This window comes from Oryzobacter terrae (assembly GCF_042756445.1).
Taxonomy (GTDB): domain Bacteria; phylum Actinomycetota; class Actinomycetes; order Actinomycetales; family Dermatophilaceae; genus Oryzobacter; species Oryzobacter terrae.
On record NZ_CP170578.1, the window covers coordinates 3,554,278 to 3,570,625 of the forward strand.

At 72.2% G+C, this 16,348-nt stretch carries 14 protein-coding genes; 12 read left to right on the top strand and 2 right to left on the bottom strand.

The annotated features are described in order from the left end of the window. The first annotated feature begins 9 nt into the window (after positions 1–9). The 9 genes from ACFWN3_RS17025 (at position 10) to ACFWN3_RS17065 (ending at position 10,694) form a co-directional block, all read left to right on the top strand. Complete coding sequence (locus ACFWN3_RS17025; RefSeq protein WP_377641648.1) at positions 10–1,251, top strand: extracellular solute-binding protein; 1,242 nt, start codon at positions 10–12, stop codon at positions 1,249–1,251. Continuing rightward, on the top strand, positions 1,251–2,375 hold the full coding sequence (locus ACFWN3_RS17030) for an ABC transporter ATP-binding protein (protein ID WP_377641650.1): 1,125 nt from the start codon (positions 1,251–1,253) through the stop codon (positions 2,373–2,375). Before ACFWN3_RS17025 ends, ACFWN3_RS17030 begins: the two co-directional genes overlap by 1 nt. After that, complete coding sequence (locus ACFWN3_RS17035) at positions 2,372–3,286, top strand: ABC transporter permease (RefSeq protein ID WP_377641652.1); 915 nt, start codon at positions 2,372–2,374, stop codon at positions 3,284–3,286. The genes ACFWN3_RS17030 and ACFWN3_RS17035 overlap by 4 nt, the downstream gene beginning before the upstream one ends. A gap of 1 nt (position 3,287) precedes the next feature. Further along, complete coding sequence (locus ACFWN3_RS17040; RefSeq protein ID WP_377641654.1) at positions 3,288–4,082, top strand: ABC transporter permease; 795 nt, start codon at positions 3,288–3,290, stop codon at positions 4,080–4,082. 22 nt (positions 4,083–4,104) lie between these two features. Further along, the gene (locus ACFWN3_RS17045; protein ID WP_377641656.1) at positions 4,105–5,388 is read left to right on the top strand and encodes a saccharopine dehydrogenase family protein; all 1,284 of its coding nucleotides are present in this window, start codon (positions 4,105–4,107) and stop codon (positions 5,386–5,388) included. Positions 5,389–5,491: 103 nt separating this feature from the next. Then, positions 5,492–6,952: an NAD-dependent succinate-semialdehyde dehydrogenase gene (locus tag ACFWN3_RS17050; protein ID WP_377641658.1), complete on the top strand. Its 1,461-nt coding sequence runs from the start codon at positions 5,492–5,494 to the stop codon at positions 6,950–6,952. Between the two features lie 70 nt (positions 6,953–7,022). After that, positions 7,023–8,078 carry a DnaB-like helicase C-terminal domain-containing protein gene (locus ACFWN3_RS17055; RefSeq protein ID WP_377641660.1) on the top strand — a complete coding sequence of 352 codons (1,056 nt, stop codon included), beginning with the start codon at positions 7,023–7,025 and terminating at the stop codon, positions 8,076–8,078. A 43-nt stretch (positions 8,079–8,121) separates the two neighbouring features. Further along, complete coding sequence (gene dxr / locus ACFWN3_RS17060; protein ID WP_377641662.1) at positions 8,122–9,333, top strand: 1-deoxy-D-xylulose-5-phosphate reductoisomerase; 1,212 nt, start codon at positions 8,122–8,124, stop codon at positions 9,331–9,333. After that, a complete protein-coding gene (locus ACFWN3_RS17065) occupies positions 9,330–10,694 on the top strand; it encodes a M50 family metallopeptidase (protein WP_377641664.1) in 1,365 nt (454 codons plus the stop codon). The genes dxr and ACFWN3_RS17065 overlap by 4 nt, the downstream gene beginning before the upstream one ends. On the opposite strand, the gene ACFWN3_RS17070 is transcribed toward ACFWN3_RS17065, so the two are convergent. Continuing rightward, complete coding sequence (locus ACFWN3_RS17070; RefSeq protein ID WP_377641666.1) at positions 10,678–11,622, bottom strand: hypothetical protein; 945 nt, start codon at positions 11,620–11,622, stop codon at positions 10,678–10,680. The genes ACFWN3_RS17065 and ACFWN3_RS17070 overlap by 17 nt on opposite strands. 8 nt (positions 11,623–11,630) lie before the next feature. Beyond that, positions 11,631–12,572 (bottom strand): hypothetical protein, encoded by a 942-nt coding sequence (locus ACFWN3_RS17075; protein ID WP_377641668.1) that lies wholly within the window; start codon positions 12,570–12,572, stop codon positions 11,631–11,633. Between the two features lie 46 nt (positions 12,573–12,618). Between ACFWN3_RS17075 and ispG the strand changes: the two genes are divergently transcribed. The 3 genes from ispG (at position 12,619) to ACFWN3_RS17090 (ending at position 16,186) form a co-directional block, all read left to right on the top strand. Next, the gene (ispG, locus tag ACFWN3_RS17080; protein WP_377641670.1) at positions 12,619–13,782 is read left to right on the top strand and encodes a flavodoxin-dependent (E)-4-hydroxy-3-methylbut-2-enyl-diphosphate synthase; all 1,164 of its coding nucleotides are present in this window, start codon (positions 12,619–12,621) and stop codon (positions 13,780–13,782) included. Between the two features lie 88 nt (positions 13,783–13,870). Further along, positions 13,871–14,515 (top strand): uridine kinase, encoded by a 645-nt coding sequence (locus ACFWN3_RS17085; RefSeq protein ID WP_377641672.1) that lies wholly within the window; start codon positions 13,871–13,873, stop codon positions 14,513–14,515. A 78-nt stretch (positions 14,516–14,593) separates the two neighbouring features. Further along, on the top strand, positions 14,594–16,186 hold the full coding sequence (locus ACFWN3_RS17090; RefSeq protein ID WP_377641674.1) for an HNH endonuclease signature motif containing protein: 1,593 nt from the start codon (positions 14,594–14,596) through the stop codon (positions 16,184–16,186). Positions 16,187–16,348: the final 162 nt, after the last annotated feature.

Below are 16,348 nucleotides of genomic sequence, written 5' to 3' on the forward strand. Positions count from 1 at the left end.
GAGAACCCCATGGCCGAGCGACCCACCCCCGACCTGACCTCACCCGCGATGCGCGCCGCGCTGCTGCGCGGCCTCACGACGCGGCGCAGCCTGATGACGGGCGCCCTCGGCGTCGGCGCCACCGCCGCGCTCGCGGCCTGCGGCAGCGCGCCGCGGGGCGGGGGCACGGCCTCCGCTTCCGCCAGCGCCACGGCGAAGGCGGCCCAGGACATGAGCGACACCGAGAAGGTCGTCAACTGGTCGAACTGGACCCAGTACATCGACGTCTCCGAGGACGAGAAGTCGCGCCCGAGCCTCGACGCCTTCACCAAGGAGACGGGGATCAAGGTCAACTACACCGAGGACTACAACGACAACGACGAGTTCTACGCCAAGGTCCGCCCCCTCCTCGAGGGTGGCCAGGACACCGGCCGCGACGTGTGGTGCAGCACCGACTGGATGGTGGCCCGCCTCATCCGCCAGGGCTACGTCCAGCCGCTCGACTACGCGAACGTCCCCAACGGTCAGGCCAACCTCGAGGACTCGCTCAAGAACGTCGAGTTCGACCCGGGCCGCAAGTTCTCGCTGCCGTGGCAGAGCGGCTTCGCCGGCATCGCCTACAACCTCGACGCCACGGGCGGCAAGAAGATCGAGACGATGACCCAGCTGCTCACCGACCCGGCGCTCAAGGGCAAGGTGACCCTCCTGTCGGAGATGCGCGACACCGTGGGCCTCGTCCTGTGCGAGATGGGCAAGGACCCCGCCAGCTTCACCGCCGACGACTTCGACGCCGCGATCGCGATGATCCAGAAGGCCAAGGAGGCCGGGCAGCTCAAGGGCTTCACCGGCAACGACTACACCGACGGGCTCACCAAGGGCGACATCGCGGCCTGCGTCGCCTGGACCGGCGACGTCGTCCAGCTGCAGTTCGAGAACGACAAGGTCGCCTACACGCTGCCCCAGGCGGGCTTCACCCTGTGGTCGGACAACTTCGTCATCCCGGCCCTGGCGAAGCACAAGAAGAACGCCGAGAAGCTCATCGACTACTACTACCAGCCCACGGTCATGGCCGAGGTCGAGGCGTGGGTCAACTACATCCCGCCGGTGAAGGGCACCAAGGAGGAGCTGGCCAAGATCGACGAGGAGCTCGCCAGCAACACCCTCATCGTGCCCACCGCCGACGTGCTGTCGCGCGCGAAGGTCTTCCGTGGCCTGTCGGCCGAGGAGGAGACCTCGTACGCCCGCGCCTTCTCCGACCTCACGTCCAGCTGATGGCCGAGCACGGCGCCGGTGACCTCCGGCTCGTCGCACTGAACAAGACCTTCGGCGACTTCACCGCGGTCCACTCGCTCGACCTCACGATCCCGCGGGGGTCCTTCTTCGCCCTGCTCGGCCCGTCGGGCTGCGGCAAGACGACCACCCTGCGGATGGTGGCCGGCCTGGAGGCACCCACGAGCGGCAGCATCCACATCGGCGACACCGACATCACGGGGACGCGCGCGTTCCAGCGCAACGTCAACACGGTGTTCCAGTCGTACGCGCTCTTCCCCCACATGAGCGTGACCGACAACGTCGCGTTCGGCCTGCGCCGCAAGGGCGACAAGGACGCGAAGAGCAAGACGCAGGAGGTGCTCGAGCTCGTCCAGCTCGGCCACGTCGCGAACAAGCGCCCCCACCAGCTGTCGGGAGGAATGCAGCAGCGGGTGGCACTCGCCCGGGCGGTGGTCAACCGGCCCGACGTCCTGCTCCTCGACGAGCCCCTGGGGGCGCTGGACCTCAAGCTGCGTCGCCAGATGCAGATCGAGCTCAAGCGGATCCAGCAGGAGGTCGGGCTGACCTTCATCCACGTCACGCACGACCAGGAGGAGGCCATGACCATGGCCGACACCGTGGCCGTGATGAACCACGGGCGCATCGAGCAGATGGATGCCCCCGAGGTGCTCTACGACCTCCCCCGCTCCGCCTTCGTCGCCAACTTCGTCGGGCAGTCGAACATGGGCGTGGCCCGGGTCGTCGACCGCGACGGCGACGACCTCGTCGCCGACGTCGCGGGCTCGCGCGTGCGGGTGCCGGTGGCCCGCAGCACCCGCACCGAGGGCGACGTCTTCTTCGGCATCCGCCCCGAGAAGGTCCGCATCCACGAGAACCAGCCCGAGGGCGCCGGCAACGACGTCAAGGCGACCGTCGTCGACGTCTCCTTCACGGGCGTGGCGACGCAGTACCTCGTGACGACCGAGAGCGGCGCGAGCTGGGCCGTGTACGAGCAGAACCTCGACGTCCAGCCCCAGAGCACCCGCCCCGGCGACGTCGTCTGGCTCGGCTGGGACCCCGCGCACGCCTTCGCGGTCGACCTCGACGAGGAGGCGGCACGCGAGGCCGCCGAGGCCGTGGGATGACGGCCGCCGCGCCCGTCGCGGTGGCGGCGCCCTCACCGAAGCCCCGGCGCCGCGCCAACTGGGTGCCGTACGCCCTCCTCGCGCCCGGGCTGCTGTGGCTCCTCGTCTTCTTCGCGGTGCCGATGTTCACGCTGGCGTCGCAGTCGCTGCAGGAGGGCTCGGTCGAGACCGGGTTCACCTTCACCGGGAACGTCGGCATCTACGCCGACGCCCTCGGCCGGTACTGGCCGCACCTGCTGCGCTCGGTCGGGTACGCCGCCACCGCAACGGTGTTCGCACTGCTCCTCGCCTATCCGCTGGCGTACTACATCGCGCAGAAGGCGGGCCGGTGGAAGAACATCATGCTCGTCCTCGTCATCGCCCCGTTCTTCACGAGCTTCCTCATCCGCACGCTCGCCTGGCGCACGATCCTCTCCGACACCGGCCCCGTCACCGAGGTCGCGCAGGCGCTGCACCTCACCGACGTCCTCCAGCTCGTCGGGCTGACGAACAACGACTCGCTCCTGTCCTCGAAGTTCGCCGTCATCGCCGGACTCACCTACAACTTCCTGCCGTTCATGATCCTGCCGCTGTTCTCGGCGCTCGACCGGCTCGACCCCCGGCTCGTCGAGGCGGCGGGCGACCTCTACGCCTCGCCCTGGCGGGCGTTCCGGCACGTGACGTGGCCGCTGTCGCTCCCGGGCGTCGTCGCCGGCACGCTGCTGACGTTCATCCCCGCGACCGGTGACTTCATCAACTCGCGGCTGCTCGGCAACACCCAGACGGTGATGATCGGGCAGGTCATCGACAGCCAGTTCCTCCGGGTGCTGGACTACCCGCTCGCGGCGGCCCTGTCGTTCATCCTGCTGCTGATGATCCTCGGGCTCGTCGCCTACTACGTGAACCGCGCCGGCACCGAGGAGCTGGTCTGACATGACGTGGCTGCGCCGCAACCTGCTGCTCCTCGCGTCGCTCGGGGTGCTCGTCTACATGCTCATCCCCAACGTCGTCGTCGCGGTCTTCTCCTTCAACGACCCGAAGGGGCGCTACAACTACACGTGGGAGTCGTTCACGACCGACGCGTGGATGAACCCGTGCGGCGCCCAGGGGATCTGCGACTCGCTCGGCCTGTCGCTGCGGATCGGGCTCATCGCGTCCCTCACGGCGACCGTGCTCGGGACGATGATCGCCTTCGCCCTCGGGCGCTACCGCTTCCGTGCGCGGTCGACGACGAACCTGCTGATCTTCATGCCGATGGCGACCCCCGAGGTCGTCATGGGCTCGAGCCTGCTGACGCTCTTCCTCATGATGGGCATCCCGGCCGGGAGCCTGGCCGTCACCATCGCGCACATCATGTTCTGCATCTCGTTCGTCGTCGTCGCGGTCAAGGCCCGTGTCGCCACGCTCGACCCCCGGCTCGAGGAGGCCGCGGCCGACCTCGGCGCCAACCCGGGGCAGACGTTCCTGCGGGTCACCCTGCCGCTCGCCTTCCCGGGCATCCTCGCCGGTGGCCTCCTGGCGTTCTCGCTCAGCTTCGACGACTACATCATCACCAACTTCAACGCGAGCCCGAGCTCGATCACGTTCCCCATGTACGTCTGGGGCGCCGCGCAGCGCGGTGCACCGGTGCAGGTGAACGTCATCGGCACGCTGATGTTCCTCATCGCCCTCGCCGTCGTCGTCACCGGCCAGGTGCTGGCGTCGCGGCGCGAGCGGGCCCGCGCCTGACCCACCCACGAGAGGTCCACCCATGCACGTCCTCATGGTCGGGGCGGGCGGGGTCGGCGACGCCGCCGCCCGCATCGCCGCCGAACGCCCGTACTTCGACTCCTGGGTCGTCGCCGACTACGACGTCACCCGCGCCGAGCGCACCGTCGCCGCGGTCGCCGGCCGCGACGTCGGGGAGTCCCGGTTCTCCGCGGCGCAGGTCGACGCCTCGGACGCCGAGGCCGTCGCGGCCCTGGCGCGCGAGGTCGGGGCGACCCACGTGTTCAACGCGGTGGACCCGCGCTTCGTCATGCCGATCTTCGAGGGAGCCCGCGCCGCCGGAGCCGACTACCTCGACATGGCGATGAGCCTGTCGCGGCGCCACCCCACCGAGCCGTACGCGAAGGTCGGGGTCAAGCTCGGCGACGAGCAGCTCGCGCAGGCCGACGCGTGGGAGACCGACGGGCGCCTCGCCCTCGTCGGCATCGGGGTCGAACCGGGGCTGTCCGACGTCTTCGCGCGGTACGCCGCCGACCACCTGTTCAGCGAGATCGACGAGCTCGGCACCCGCGACGGCGCCAACCTCGTCATCCGCGACGAGGACGGCAACGAGGTCTTCGCCCCCGGCTTCTCGATGTGGACGATCATCGAGGAGTGCCTCAACCCGCCCGTGGTGTGGGAGCGCGACCGGGCGGTCGGGGCCGACGGCGAGTACGACGTCGAGGCCGGCTTCTTCACCCTCCCCGCGTTCAGCGAGCCCGAGGTCTTCGACTTCCCCGGCGGCATCGGCCCGGTCGAGTGCGTCCACGTCGAGCACGAGGAGGTGCTCCTCATGCCCCGCTGGGTCGACGCGAAGAAGGTGACGTTCAAGTACGGGCTGGGGGAGGAGATGATCTCGATCCTGCGGACCCTCCACACGCTCGGCCTCGACCGCACCGACCCCGTGTCGGTCAAGGGCGTCGAGGTCAGCCCGCGCGACGTCGTCGCCGCCGTCCTCCCGGACCCGGTGACGATCGGCCCGCGGATGGAGGGCAGGACGTGCGCCGGCCTGTGGGTCACGGGCACCGGCAAGGACGGGCAGCCCCGCCGCACGTACCTCTACCACGTGTCCGACAACGCCGACACGATGCGCGACTACGACGCCCAGTGCGTCGTGTGGCAGACGGCGGTCAACCCCGTCGTCGCCCTCGAGCTGCTCGCCGACGGCACCTGGGCCGGGGCCGGGGTGCTCGGCCCCGAGGCCTTCGACGCCGTGCCCTTCCTCGACCTCCTCGCCGCGCCGAAGCCCGAGGGCTACGGCTCCCCGTGGGGTCTCGAGGACCGCTGACCCGCCCCGAGCACCAGGCCCCTGCACCCGGCCACCGACCCGGCATAGGGTCGACGAGGGTGCGACGTACCCGCCCGCGACCACCACGGAGGACGACACCGCCATGGCCCTGACCCAGAAGGCACTGCTCGACGAGGTCCCCACCGGCCTGCTCATCGGCGGCCGCTGGCGCGAGGGGAGCGGCGGTGAGCGCTTCGACGTCACCGACCCGGCCACCGGCGCCCGCCTGGCGACCGTCGCCGACGGCACCCCCGACGACGGAATGGCGGCGCTGGCCGCCGCCCACGAGGCGCAGGCGTCCTGGGCCGCCGTCGCGCCGCGTGAGCGCAGCGAGATCCTCCGCTCCGCGTTCGAGGTGCTCACGGCCCGCGCCGACGACTTCGCGCTGCTCATGACCCTCGAGATGGGCAAGGCGGTCGCCGAGGCCAAGGGTGAGGTGGCGTACGGCGCCGAGTTCTTCCGGTGGTTCGCCGAGGAGGCGGTGCGCGTCCACGGCCGGTACTCCGTGGCCCCCAACGGGGCCACCCGGCTGCTGACGATGAAGCAGCCGGTCGGACCCACGCTGATGATCACGCCCTGGAACTTCCCGCTGGCCATGGGCACCCGCAAGATTGGCCCGGCCATCGCCGCCGGCTGCACCATGGTCGTCAAGCCCGCCCACGAGACGCCGCTGACGATGCTGCTCCTGGCCAAGGTCCTCCAGGAGTGCGGCCTGCCCGACGGCGTCCTCAACGTCGTGACGACGACCCACAGCGGCGACGTGTGCGAGCCGCTCATCCGCGACTCCCGCCTGCGCAAGCTGACCTTCACCGGGTCGACCGCCGTCGGCAAGGTGCTCGTCGAGCAGTCGGCCGAGCAGCTGCTGCGCCTGTCGATGGAGCTCGGCGGCAACGCCCCCTTCCTCGTCTTCGAGGACGCCGACGTCGACGCCGCCGTCGACGGCGCGATGCTCGCCAAGATGCGCAACATCGGTGAGGCGTGCACCGCGGCGAACCGGTTCTACGTCCACGAGTCCCTGGCCGAGGAGTTCGCGGCCAAGATGGCGAGGCGGATGGGCTCCCTCGTCGTCGGCAAGGGCACGAAGAAGGGCGTCGACGTCGGGCCGCTCATCACCGAGAAGCAGCGGGGCAAGGTCCACGAGCTCGTCGAGGACGCGGTCGGGCGGGGTGCGACCGTCCTCACGGGGGGCGGCCCCGTCGCCGGCAAGGGGTTCTTCTACGAGCCGACCGTCCTCGCCGACGTCCCGGCCGACAGCCGCCTGCTCGCCGAGGAGATCTTCGGGCCGGTGGCCCCGGTCGCGACGTTCACCGACGAGGCCGACGCCGTCGCCAAGGCCAACAGCAGCGAGTTCGGGCTCGTCGGCTACGTCTACACCAACGACCAGCGCCGCGTGCTGCGCGTCGCCGAGGCCATGGAGTTCGGGATGATCGGGGTCAACACGGGCATCGTGTCCAACCCCGCCGCCCCGTTCGGCGGCGTCAAGCAGTCCGGGTACGGCCGCGAGGGCGGGTTCGAGGGGATCGACGAGTACCTCGAGACCAAGTACGTCGGGTTGGCCCTGTGAGGGCCACCGTCCGGACGGCGTTCTGCGGATCGGCTGACGCCGGGGCCCCTTCGATGCTGTCATTGCGGTCATGAGCACCAGCAGCTACGGCGAGAGCCGTGCGACGCACGGCCCGGACCGCCGCCGCAGCATCCAGGACATCCTCGAGGAGACCGACGAGGCGCTGCGGCACGGCACCCGACCGGGTGCCCAGGTGTGGCCCACCGGCTTCCACCTCCTCGACTCCACCCTCGACGGTGGGCTCCGTTCCGGCGAGCTCGTCCTCATGGGCGGCACCGAGGGCGCGGGCAAGACGACCCTGGCCGTCCAGCTCGTCCGCAACGCGGTCCGCGCCGGCCGCCACGCGGTCGTCTTCTCCTTCGAGCACGAGTCGACAACCCTGCTCCAGCGCCTCATCTCCCTCGAGGCCGCGATGGCCGCGACGGAGTCGGGCCAGCACCACTCCGCCGCCGCCGACGTGCGCGCGGTGCGCGCCGTCTTCGAGGCCGAGGACCCCGATCGCCGCGGCCTGGCCCACGCCATCGCCCGTGTCCCCTACGGCGTCGAGGCGCTGACGACGGTCCAGGAGTACGCCCCGCGGCTGCACCTCCACGAGTCGAACAAGACGACGACGACGTCGGAGATCGCCCGGACCATCACCGAGATCACCGAGAAGGCCGGCGAGCCGCCGATGGTCCTCATCGACTACCTCCAGAAGATCCCGATCACCGGCTGGACGGGGCTCGAGATCGAGCGCGTCACGACGGTCACCGAGACCCTCAAGGACATGAGCCTCGAGCTCGGCTGCCCGATCATGGCGATCACCGCCGCCGAGCGCGAGGGACTGGGCGCCGGCCACCGGATGCGCACCCGCGACCTCAAGGGCTCCTCGTCGCTGGCCTACGAGGCCGACCTCGTCCTCATTCTGTCGAGCAAGGAGAACGTGGTCTCGCGCGAGCACCTCGTCTACGACCTCGGCAGCATCAAGCGCTTCCGCCGCTGGGCGGTCATCACCGTCGAGAAGAACCGCCACGGCCTGGGCCAGGTCGAGCTGGAGGTCCAGAAGGACTTCGAGCACGGCCGCTTCCACCCCGAGGCCAAGGTCGTCGACGAGCAGCTCATCGAGGAGCGGGTCTTCACCACGTGACCCCCAGGTCACCACGAGGCGCCGGACGACGGACAATGGCCGGGTGAGCACCCGCACCGTCGCCGTCCTCGGCAGCACCGGCTCGATCGGCACCCAGGCCCTCGAGGTCGTCGCCGCGCACCCCGGGCGGTTCCGGGTCGTCGCGCTCTCGGCCGGCGGCAACGTCGAGCTCGTCGCCCGCCAGGCCGTCGCGCACGAGGTCCCGCTCATAGCGGTCGCCACCGGCTCGGTCGACGACGTCCGTGCGGCCGTCGCCGCCGCGGCTGCCGCCGCGGGTCGCCCCGACCACCACCCACAGGTCGTCGTGGGGGAGGAGGCCGCCACCGTGGCCGCCGGGTGCGGCGCCGACGTGGTCCTCAACGGGATCACCGGCTCCATCGGCCTGCGCCCGACGCTCGCCGCCCTCGAGTCGGGGTCGGTGCTCGCGCTGGCCAACAAGGAGTCGCTCATCGTCGGGGGCGCGCTCGTGCGCGCCGCGGCGCGACCCGACCAGATCGTCCCCGTCGACTCCGAGCACAGCGCCATCGCGCAGGCCCTGCGCGGCGGCCGGGGCTCCGAGGTGCGCCGCCTCGTCGTGACGGCCAGCGGTGGCCCGTTCCGCGGGCGCAGCCGCGCCGAGCTCGCCGACGTCACCCCCGAGCAGGCCCTCGCCCACCCGAACTTCGCGATGGGGCGGGTCATCACGACGAACTCGGCGACGCTGGTCAACAAGGGCCTCGAGGTCATCGAGGCGCACCTGCTCTTCGACGTCCCCTTCGACCGGATCGACGTCGTCGTGCACCCCCAGCAGCAGATCCACTCGATGGTCGAGTTCCACGACGGCTCGACGATCGCCCAGCTCGGACCACCCCGGATGCTCGTCCCCATCGCCCTCGGGCTGTCGTGGCCCGAGCGCCTCGAGGACGTCGACGTGCCCTGCGACTGGTCGCTCGCGCAGTCGTGGGACTTCCACCCGCTCGACGACGAGGCGTTCCCCGCGGTGCGCCTCGCCCGCCAGGTGGGGGAGGCCGGCGGGACGTATCCTGCGGTGTACAACGCGGCCAACGAGGTCGGCGTCGACGCCTTCCACGACGGCACGATCCGCTTCACCGACATCGTCGACACGGTCGAGCGGGTCGTCGTCGACCACGACGGGAGCACCGGCGACGCCTCGAGCGTTGAGGGAGTGCTCGCCGCCGACCGGTGGGCCCGCCGTCGGGCCGCCGAGGTGCTCGGGCTCCCGAGCAGCACCCACGTCCCGGAGGAGGCACGGTGACCGTTCTCGCCTTCGTCCTCGGCGTGCTCCTCATGGCGGTCGGCGTCGCGCTGTCCATCGCCCTCCACGAGGTCGGCCACCTCGTCCCCGCCAAGCGCTTCGGCGTCCGGGTGACCCAGTACATGGTCGGCTTCGGCCCCACCATCTGGTCGCGGCGACGCGGCGAGACCGAGTACGGCGTCAAGGCCATCCCGCTCGGCGGCTACATCCGGATGATCGGGATGTTTCCGCCCCGCAAGGGCGACGACCCCGGCATGGTCCGCGCCTCGAGCACCGGCCGGCTGACCCAACTCGTCGACGAGGCCCGCGCGGCGAGCCTTGAGGAGGTCCGCCCCGGCGACGAGAACCGCGTGTTCTACAAGCTCACCGTGCCGAGGAAGGTCCTCGTCATGATGGGTGGGCCGGTGATGAACCTCCTCATCGGCATCGTCCTGCTCACCATCCTCGTCACCGTCCACGGCGTCGCCACCGCGCGTCCCGGAGCCGAGGTCGCCTCGGTCTCCCAGTGCGTCGCCCCGGTGACCCAGGCCGCCTCCACGACGTCGTGCGAGGGCCTGCCGCCCACGCCGGCGCTCGCCGCGGGGCTGCTCCCCGGAGACCGCTTCGTCTCCATCGCCGGCGAGCCGGTCACCGACACGCGCGACGTCGGCGACATCGTCCGGCCGCGCATCGGTGAGGCCGTACCGATCGTCGTCGAGCGCGACGGCGAGCGGGTCACCCTCACCGCGACGCCCATCCGCAACGTCGTCCCGGTCCTCGACGCCGACGGCCTGCCCGTCGTCAACGCCGACGGCACGACCCCGACGACCGAGGCCGGCTTCCTCGGCGTGCGCTCGGCCGCCCCCACCGAGTTCGTGCCCCAGCCGGTCACCGCCGTGCCCGGGATCATCTGGACCTACGTCAGCCGCACCGCCGAGGCGCTCGTCCACGTGCCGCAGCGGATGGTCGGCGTCTGGAACGCCGCCTTCGGCGACGCCGAGCGCGAGGTCGACAGCCCGATGTCGGTCGTCGGCGTCGGACGCGTCGCCGGCGAGGTGAGCTCGGGCAAGTACGACGCCCTCGTCGGGGAGTCGGTCGGCGACAAGCTGTGGGTCATCCTCTCGCTGCTCGCCGGCCTGAACTTCATGCTCTTCGTCTTCAACCTCATCCCGCTGCTCCCGCTCGACGGCGGCCACGTCGCCGGCGCGCTCTGGGAGGGGCTGAAGCGCGGAGCCGCGCGGCTCGTCGGTCGCCCCGACCCCGGCTACGTCGACGTCGCCAAGGCCCTGCCGGTGGCGTACACCGTCTCGGTCGTGCTGCTCGGCGCCTCGCTGCTGCTCATCTACGCCGACCTCGTCAACCCGGTCAACCTCGGGGGCTGAGGAGGGCGTCGCGCCGCTCCCGGAGCTCGAGGCACCGCGCCTCGAGGGCGGCCTGCTCCTGCAGGGTCCGGGCCAGGGCGTCGCGCACGAAGGTCGCCGCGGCCTCCACCTGCTCGGCGGTCCGCGCGATGGAGCGGTGCACGGTCCGGTCGCTGACCGGGTCGTCCAGCCAGATGTCGAGGCCGGAGCGCACCGAGCCGACGCCGAGGTCCGGCCGCAGCCGGGTCACCGGCCCGGGGTCGCGCACGGCCGACGCGAAGTCGAAGAAGGCGTCCTGCGCGTCGACGATGAACCGGCCCGCGCCCTCCATCCGCTGGTGCTTCGCGGCCGAGCCGATGAGCTCGCCCCCGCCGAAGGCGTCGAACGTGGACCAGCTGCCCGCCCTCTCGAGCTCGCGCCGCGCGCCGTCGAGGGCGGTGGCGGCCCGGGCACCGGCATCCCGCACGCGGGTCAGCTCCCTCACGGCGGCGTCCGCCTCGTCGAGCTCGGTCAGGACCGCCGCCACCGCGGCGCCCTCGAGACCGCCGACGGCGACGAGCGCCCGGGCGTGGGCGTCGGCCGCGGCCTCGCGCGTCGTGGCGGTGTCGCCGAGCCGGGCCAGCCTGCGGTCGACCTCCTCGGCCTGCGTCTCGACGGTCTGGAGGCGGGCCAGCGCCGACTTGAGGTCGGCACGGGCCGCCTCCTCCTCGGCGCGCTCGCGCCGCAGGTCGGCGCTCCTCGACCCGCGGAGGAGGGAGGTCAGGCTCGTCAGGCCGAGGCCGTCGAGCCGGTCGACGTCCTCCTCCTCGCGGCGGTGCCGGCCGCGGACGGCCTCGAGGGAGGAGCGCTCGGTGGCCGCCTGCGCCCGCAGCGCCCGCAGCTTCGCGCGCAGCGTCGTGGCCTCGGCGTCCTCGGCGACGGCCCGGTCGAGGGTCTCCCTGGTCTCCACGAGGTCGATCATGGCGTGCCGCCGAGGAGCGCGTCCCGCTCTCGGCGCAGGTCGGCCCCATGGGTCCTGAGGTCCGCCCTCCGTGCCGTCAGCGCCTGCACGGCCGCCCGGACCGACGTCAGCGCCGCGTCGACGTCGGCGGAGGACTCCTTGATCCGCGACCGGACCGAGAGGTCGGTGAAGATGTTGTCGAACCACACGTCCAGCGTGCGCGTCATCGGGGTGATGCCGAGGTCGGCCGAGATCCGGTGCGCCGGGCCCACGTCGGCGAGCTCGCGGGAGAAGTCGGCGAGGGCGCGCTGCGCCGAGGCGATCCGCCCCGCCGCCGCGTCGATCCGGTCGTGCTTGACCATCGAGGAGACCATCCCGCCGCCGAACCAGGTGTCGTAGGCCGACCACGAGTCGGCCGAGCCGAGCTCGGACCGCGCGGCCTCGAGCTGGGAGAGCGCCGCGCGCCCCGCGCCGAGGGCCTCGTCGACCTCGACGGCCTCCGCGCGCACGGCGGTCAGCTCGTCGAGCACCCGCTCGAGGCCCGGGACGGCGGGTCCGGCCGTCCGGAACGCCTCGGCGTGCGCCTGGGCGCGTTCCTCGCGCCGGGCCTCGGTGTCGCCGAGGCCGGCCAGCCGGGCGTCGAGGGCGGCGTGCCTGGCCTCGAGCGCCTCGACGGAGCGGGTGGCGGTCTCGAGCGCGTACCGGGCGGCGACCTCCTCGGCCCGCTCGCGGTGCAGCTCGCCGGTGCGGGTCCCCCGGACCGCGGCGAGCAGGGCCGAGACGCGGATGCCCTCGAGGCGGCGCACGTCGTCGGTCTCGGCCCCGTGGCGCAGCCGGGCCGACTCGAGGGTGGACCGGGCCTGCCCGATCTCGTCGCGCAGCGCGTGGAGGAGGCCGCGCAGGTGCGCCGCCTCCCGGTGCGAGGCGATGGCGCGGTCGAGGGCGTCCCTGGTCTCCACGACGTCGATCATGGCCCTCCGAGGTCGCCCACGTACGCTTGGTTCCATGTCCGTCTCCCTCGGTATGCCCGCCCTGCCTGCGCCCGTCATCGCCCCTCGTCGCCAGAGCCGGAAGATCCGCGTGGGCAAGGTCGAGGTCGGTGGCGACGCCCCCGTGTCGGTGCAGTCGATGACGACGACACCGACCACCGACATCAACTCCACGCTCCAGCAGATCGCCGAGCTCACGGCCTCCGGCTGCGACATCGTGCGCGTGGCGTGCCCGAGCCAGGACGACGCCGAGGCGCTGCCCGCGATCGCGCGCAAGTCGCAGATCCCGGTCATCGCCGACATCCACTTCCAGCCGAAGTACGTCTACGCGGCCATCGACGCCGGGTGTGCGGCCGTGCGGGTCAACCCGGGCAACATCCGCCAGTTCGACGACCAGGTCAAGCAGATCGCCGCGGCGGCGAAGGACGCGGGTGTCTCGATCCGCATCGGCGTCAACGCCGGCTCGCTCGACCCGCGCCTGATGAAGAAGTACGGCAAGGCGACCCCCGAGGCGCTCGTCGAGTCGGCCGTCTGGGAGGCGAGCCTGTTCGAGGAGCACGACTTCCACGACTTCAAGATCTCGGTGAAGCACAACGACCCCGTCGTCATGGTGAAGGCCTACCAGATGCTCGCCGAGCGCGGCGACTGGCCGCTGCACCTCGGCGTCACCGAGGCGGGCCCGGCGTTCCAGGGGACCATCAAGTCGGCCACGGCCTTCGGTGCGCTGCTCTCGCAGGGCATCGGCGACACGATCCGGGTCTCGCTCTCGGCGCCGCCGGTCGAGGAGGTCAAGGTCGGCATCCAGATCCTCCAGTCGCTCAACCTGCGCCCCCGCAAGCTCGAGATCGTCTCGTGCCCGTCGTGCGGCCGCGCCCAGGTCGACGTCTACAAGCTCGCTGACGAGGTCACCGCAGGTCTCGAGGGCATGACCGTCCCGCTGCGCGTCGCCGTCATGGGCTGCGTCGTCAACGGGCCGGGGGAGGCGCGCGAGGCCGACCTCGGTGTCGCGTCCGGCAACGGCAAGGGCCAGATCTTCGTCAAGGGCGAGGTCATCAAGACGGTTCCCGAGAACATGATCGTCGAGACCCTCATCGAGGAGGCCATGCGGATCGCCGAGGAGATGGGCGAGCCGATGGACGAGGAGTCCGCAGGCGCGCCCTCGGTCACCGTCTCGAACTGACGCGGTCGCGTCGCCCCTGACCTCTCCGATGGCGTCCGGTCGGCTCGACGCGTTCGAACCACCGGTGCCCACCGGTCGTCGTGCCGCCGTGCTCGAAGAGCTGGCGGCACACCTGGCCGTGGTGCGGCCGGGGGAACGGGCGGTCGTCGCCCTCGACGGCGTCGACGGAGCGGGCAAGACCGTGCTGGGCCGCGAGCTCGCCACCCTCCTCGCACCGCGGCGGGAGGTTCACCGCGTCGGTGTCGACGCCTTCCACCGTCCTCGCACCGAACGGTACGCCCGCGGCAGGACCGCCGAGGGCTTCTACCGCGACTCCTACGACCATCGCGCGATCCGGGACCGGCTGGTCCGTGCGTTCCGCGCCGGCCTGCCGTGGGTGCACGCCGTCCACGACGTCGAGCTCGAGGTGACGATCGATCCGTCTCCCGAACCTCCGGCCGGTGACGACGCCCTGCTGCTGGTGGACGGCGTGTTCCTCCACCGCCCGGAGCTCGCCGACCTCTGGGACGCGAGCGTGTGGGTCGAGGTGCCCTTCGCCGTGTCGGTGTCGCGAGGCAACGCGCGCTTCGGTGCCGTCGGGCCGGAGGAGGGCGACCCCGAGTCGGCGACCAACGCGCGGTACGTCGGTGGTCAGCGGCTCTACCTCGAGGAGGTCGCGCCGTCCCGGCGTGCCACGTGGGTGCTCGACAACGCCGACCTCCACCGGCCGGTCCTTCGGTCGGGGGAATCGTGATGGTTCAGTGACCTGAAGGCCTGTGGGAGAACCGGTTCGGGACGAGTCGCTGTCAGTGGTCGGGTCTAGCGTTGGAGCATGGAGACGGGGATCCCGAGCATGCGGCAGGTGCGAGACACGCACCCGGCCGAGCTGGCCGTCGTCCTGTCCACGCTGAGCCCCGACGCCGTCCTCGCCCTTCCTGCCGAGGCCGTGGAGGCCGTGGTCGTCGCCACGCAGAAGGTCGCGTCCTGGGCCCACGCCCTGCAGGCGGTCGCGGTCGACCGGTTCGCCGAGCTGACGACCGACGAGATGGAGATCCACACCGCCGAGGTCAGGGACCGAGGCGGGTCGAGGGTCGTTCCCATCCCTGAGCCCGACGCCGTGGCGGCGTCCTCGCTGGCACCGCTGCTCAACGTCGCGCCGCGCACGATGCGCACCCGGCTCAACCGCGCTCGGCTGCTCATGGAGCTGCCGCGCACCCTCGGCCTGGCCCTGGCCGGTGAGCTGGAGCCGTGGCGGGTCGACGGTGTCGTCGTCGCCGCCGGCGACGTCGCCCTCGAGCGGCTGACCGAGTTCGAGGCCCGCCTCCACGGCACCGACGTCACCCGCCTGCCCAAGCCCCGCCTCGTCGACCGGGCGCGCCGAGCCGCAGCCAAGGCCGACCCCGACAGCCCGACCCGCGCCCACCGACAGGCACCCGCGCGCCGCGGCCTGCGCGTCGCCCCGTCGGAGGTTCCCGGGCTGATGCGCTGGATCGCCGACCTGCCCGACGACACCTCGCGCACCCTCTGGGGCGCCGTCGACGCCCTCGCGCAGGAGTACCTCACCGCCGACCGCCGGACCGGCGCCAGGCGCACGGTCGAGGCCGCGCGGGTCGATGCCCTCACCGACCTCGCCATGGCGAACGCGGTCGTCGAGACCCTCGTCGAGCTCGTCCTCCCGGTGTCCACCGCTGCCACCCCGACGCTCGTCACCCGCCGGGACCCGCTCTCCGTCATCCGCGAGCACCTGAGTGGGCCCGCCGCCGACGCCGGGAGAGGGCACCCCGACGTCGTGCAGGTCGACCCCCTGCTCGTCGACCTCGTCGCCGGCAGCCACACCCGCGCCACGCTGGGCGCCGGGCAGCTCGAACGCGGTCACGGCCTGAGGTTGGGCGAGCACCTCGAGACGGCAGGCAACCCCTTCCTCACTACCCACCCACCTCGACGCCGTCCTCCGGACGCTCCTCCCGACGGTGACGGCACGGTGTGGTTCGTCGACGGGCTCGTCGAGGCCCCGGGGGCGACCGCCCTGCTCCCCGAGCACGTCGTCGCCATCCTCGACGACCCCGCCACCCGGTTGCGGGTCACCACGTCCGAACGAGGTCAGGCCGACGGCCCGCCGGACAGGCGCCGGACCTACCGCCCCCGCGCGGCCCTGGTCGCCCGGGTCCGTGCCCGCGACGGCAGGTGCCGCTTCCCCGGATGCTCGGTCCCCGCGCAGCGCTGCCAGCTCGACCACCTCGTGCCCCACCCGCTCGGCGACACCGCCGAGGAGAACCTGCACTGCCTGTGCCCCACCCACCACGCCTTCAAGCACCACGCGGGCTGGCGGGTCACGATGGACGAGCACGGCACCTGCACGTGGACGGCTCCCACCGGCCGGACGCACACGACGACCCCGGCGTCCGTCCGCGACCTCGCGGCCTGACCGGACCGCGCCCACCTGACCGGACCGCGCCCACCTGACCGGACGCCGCCCACCTGACCGGACCCCGCCCACCCGACCGGACGCCGCCCACCCGACCGGACCCCGCCCACCCGACCGGACCCCGCCCACCCGACCGGACGCCGCCCACCCGACCGGACGCCG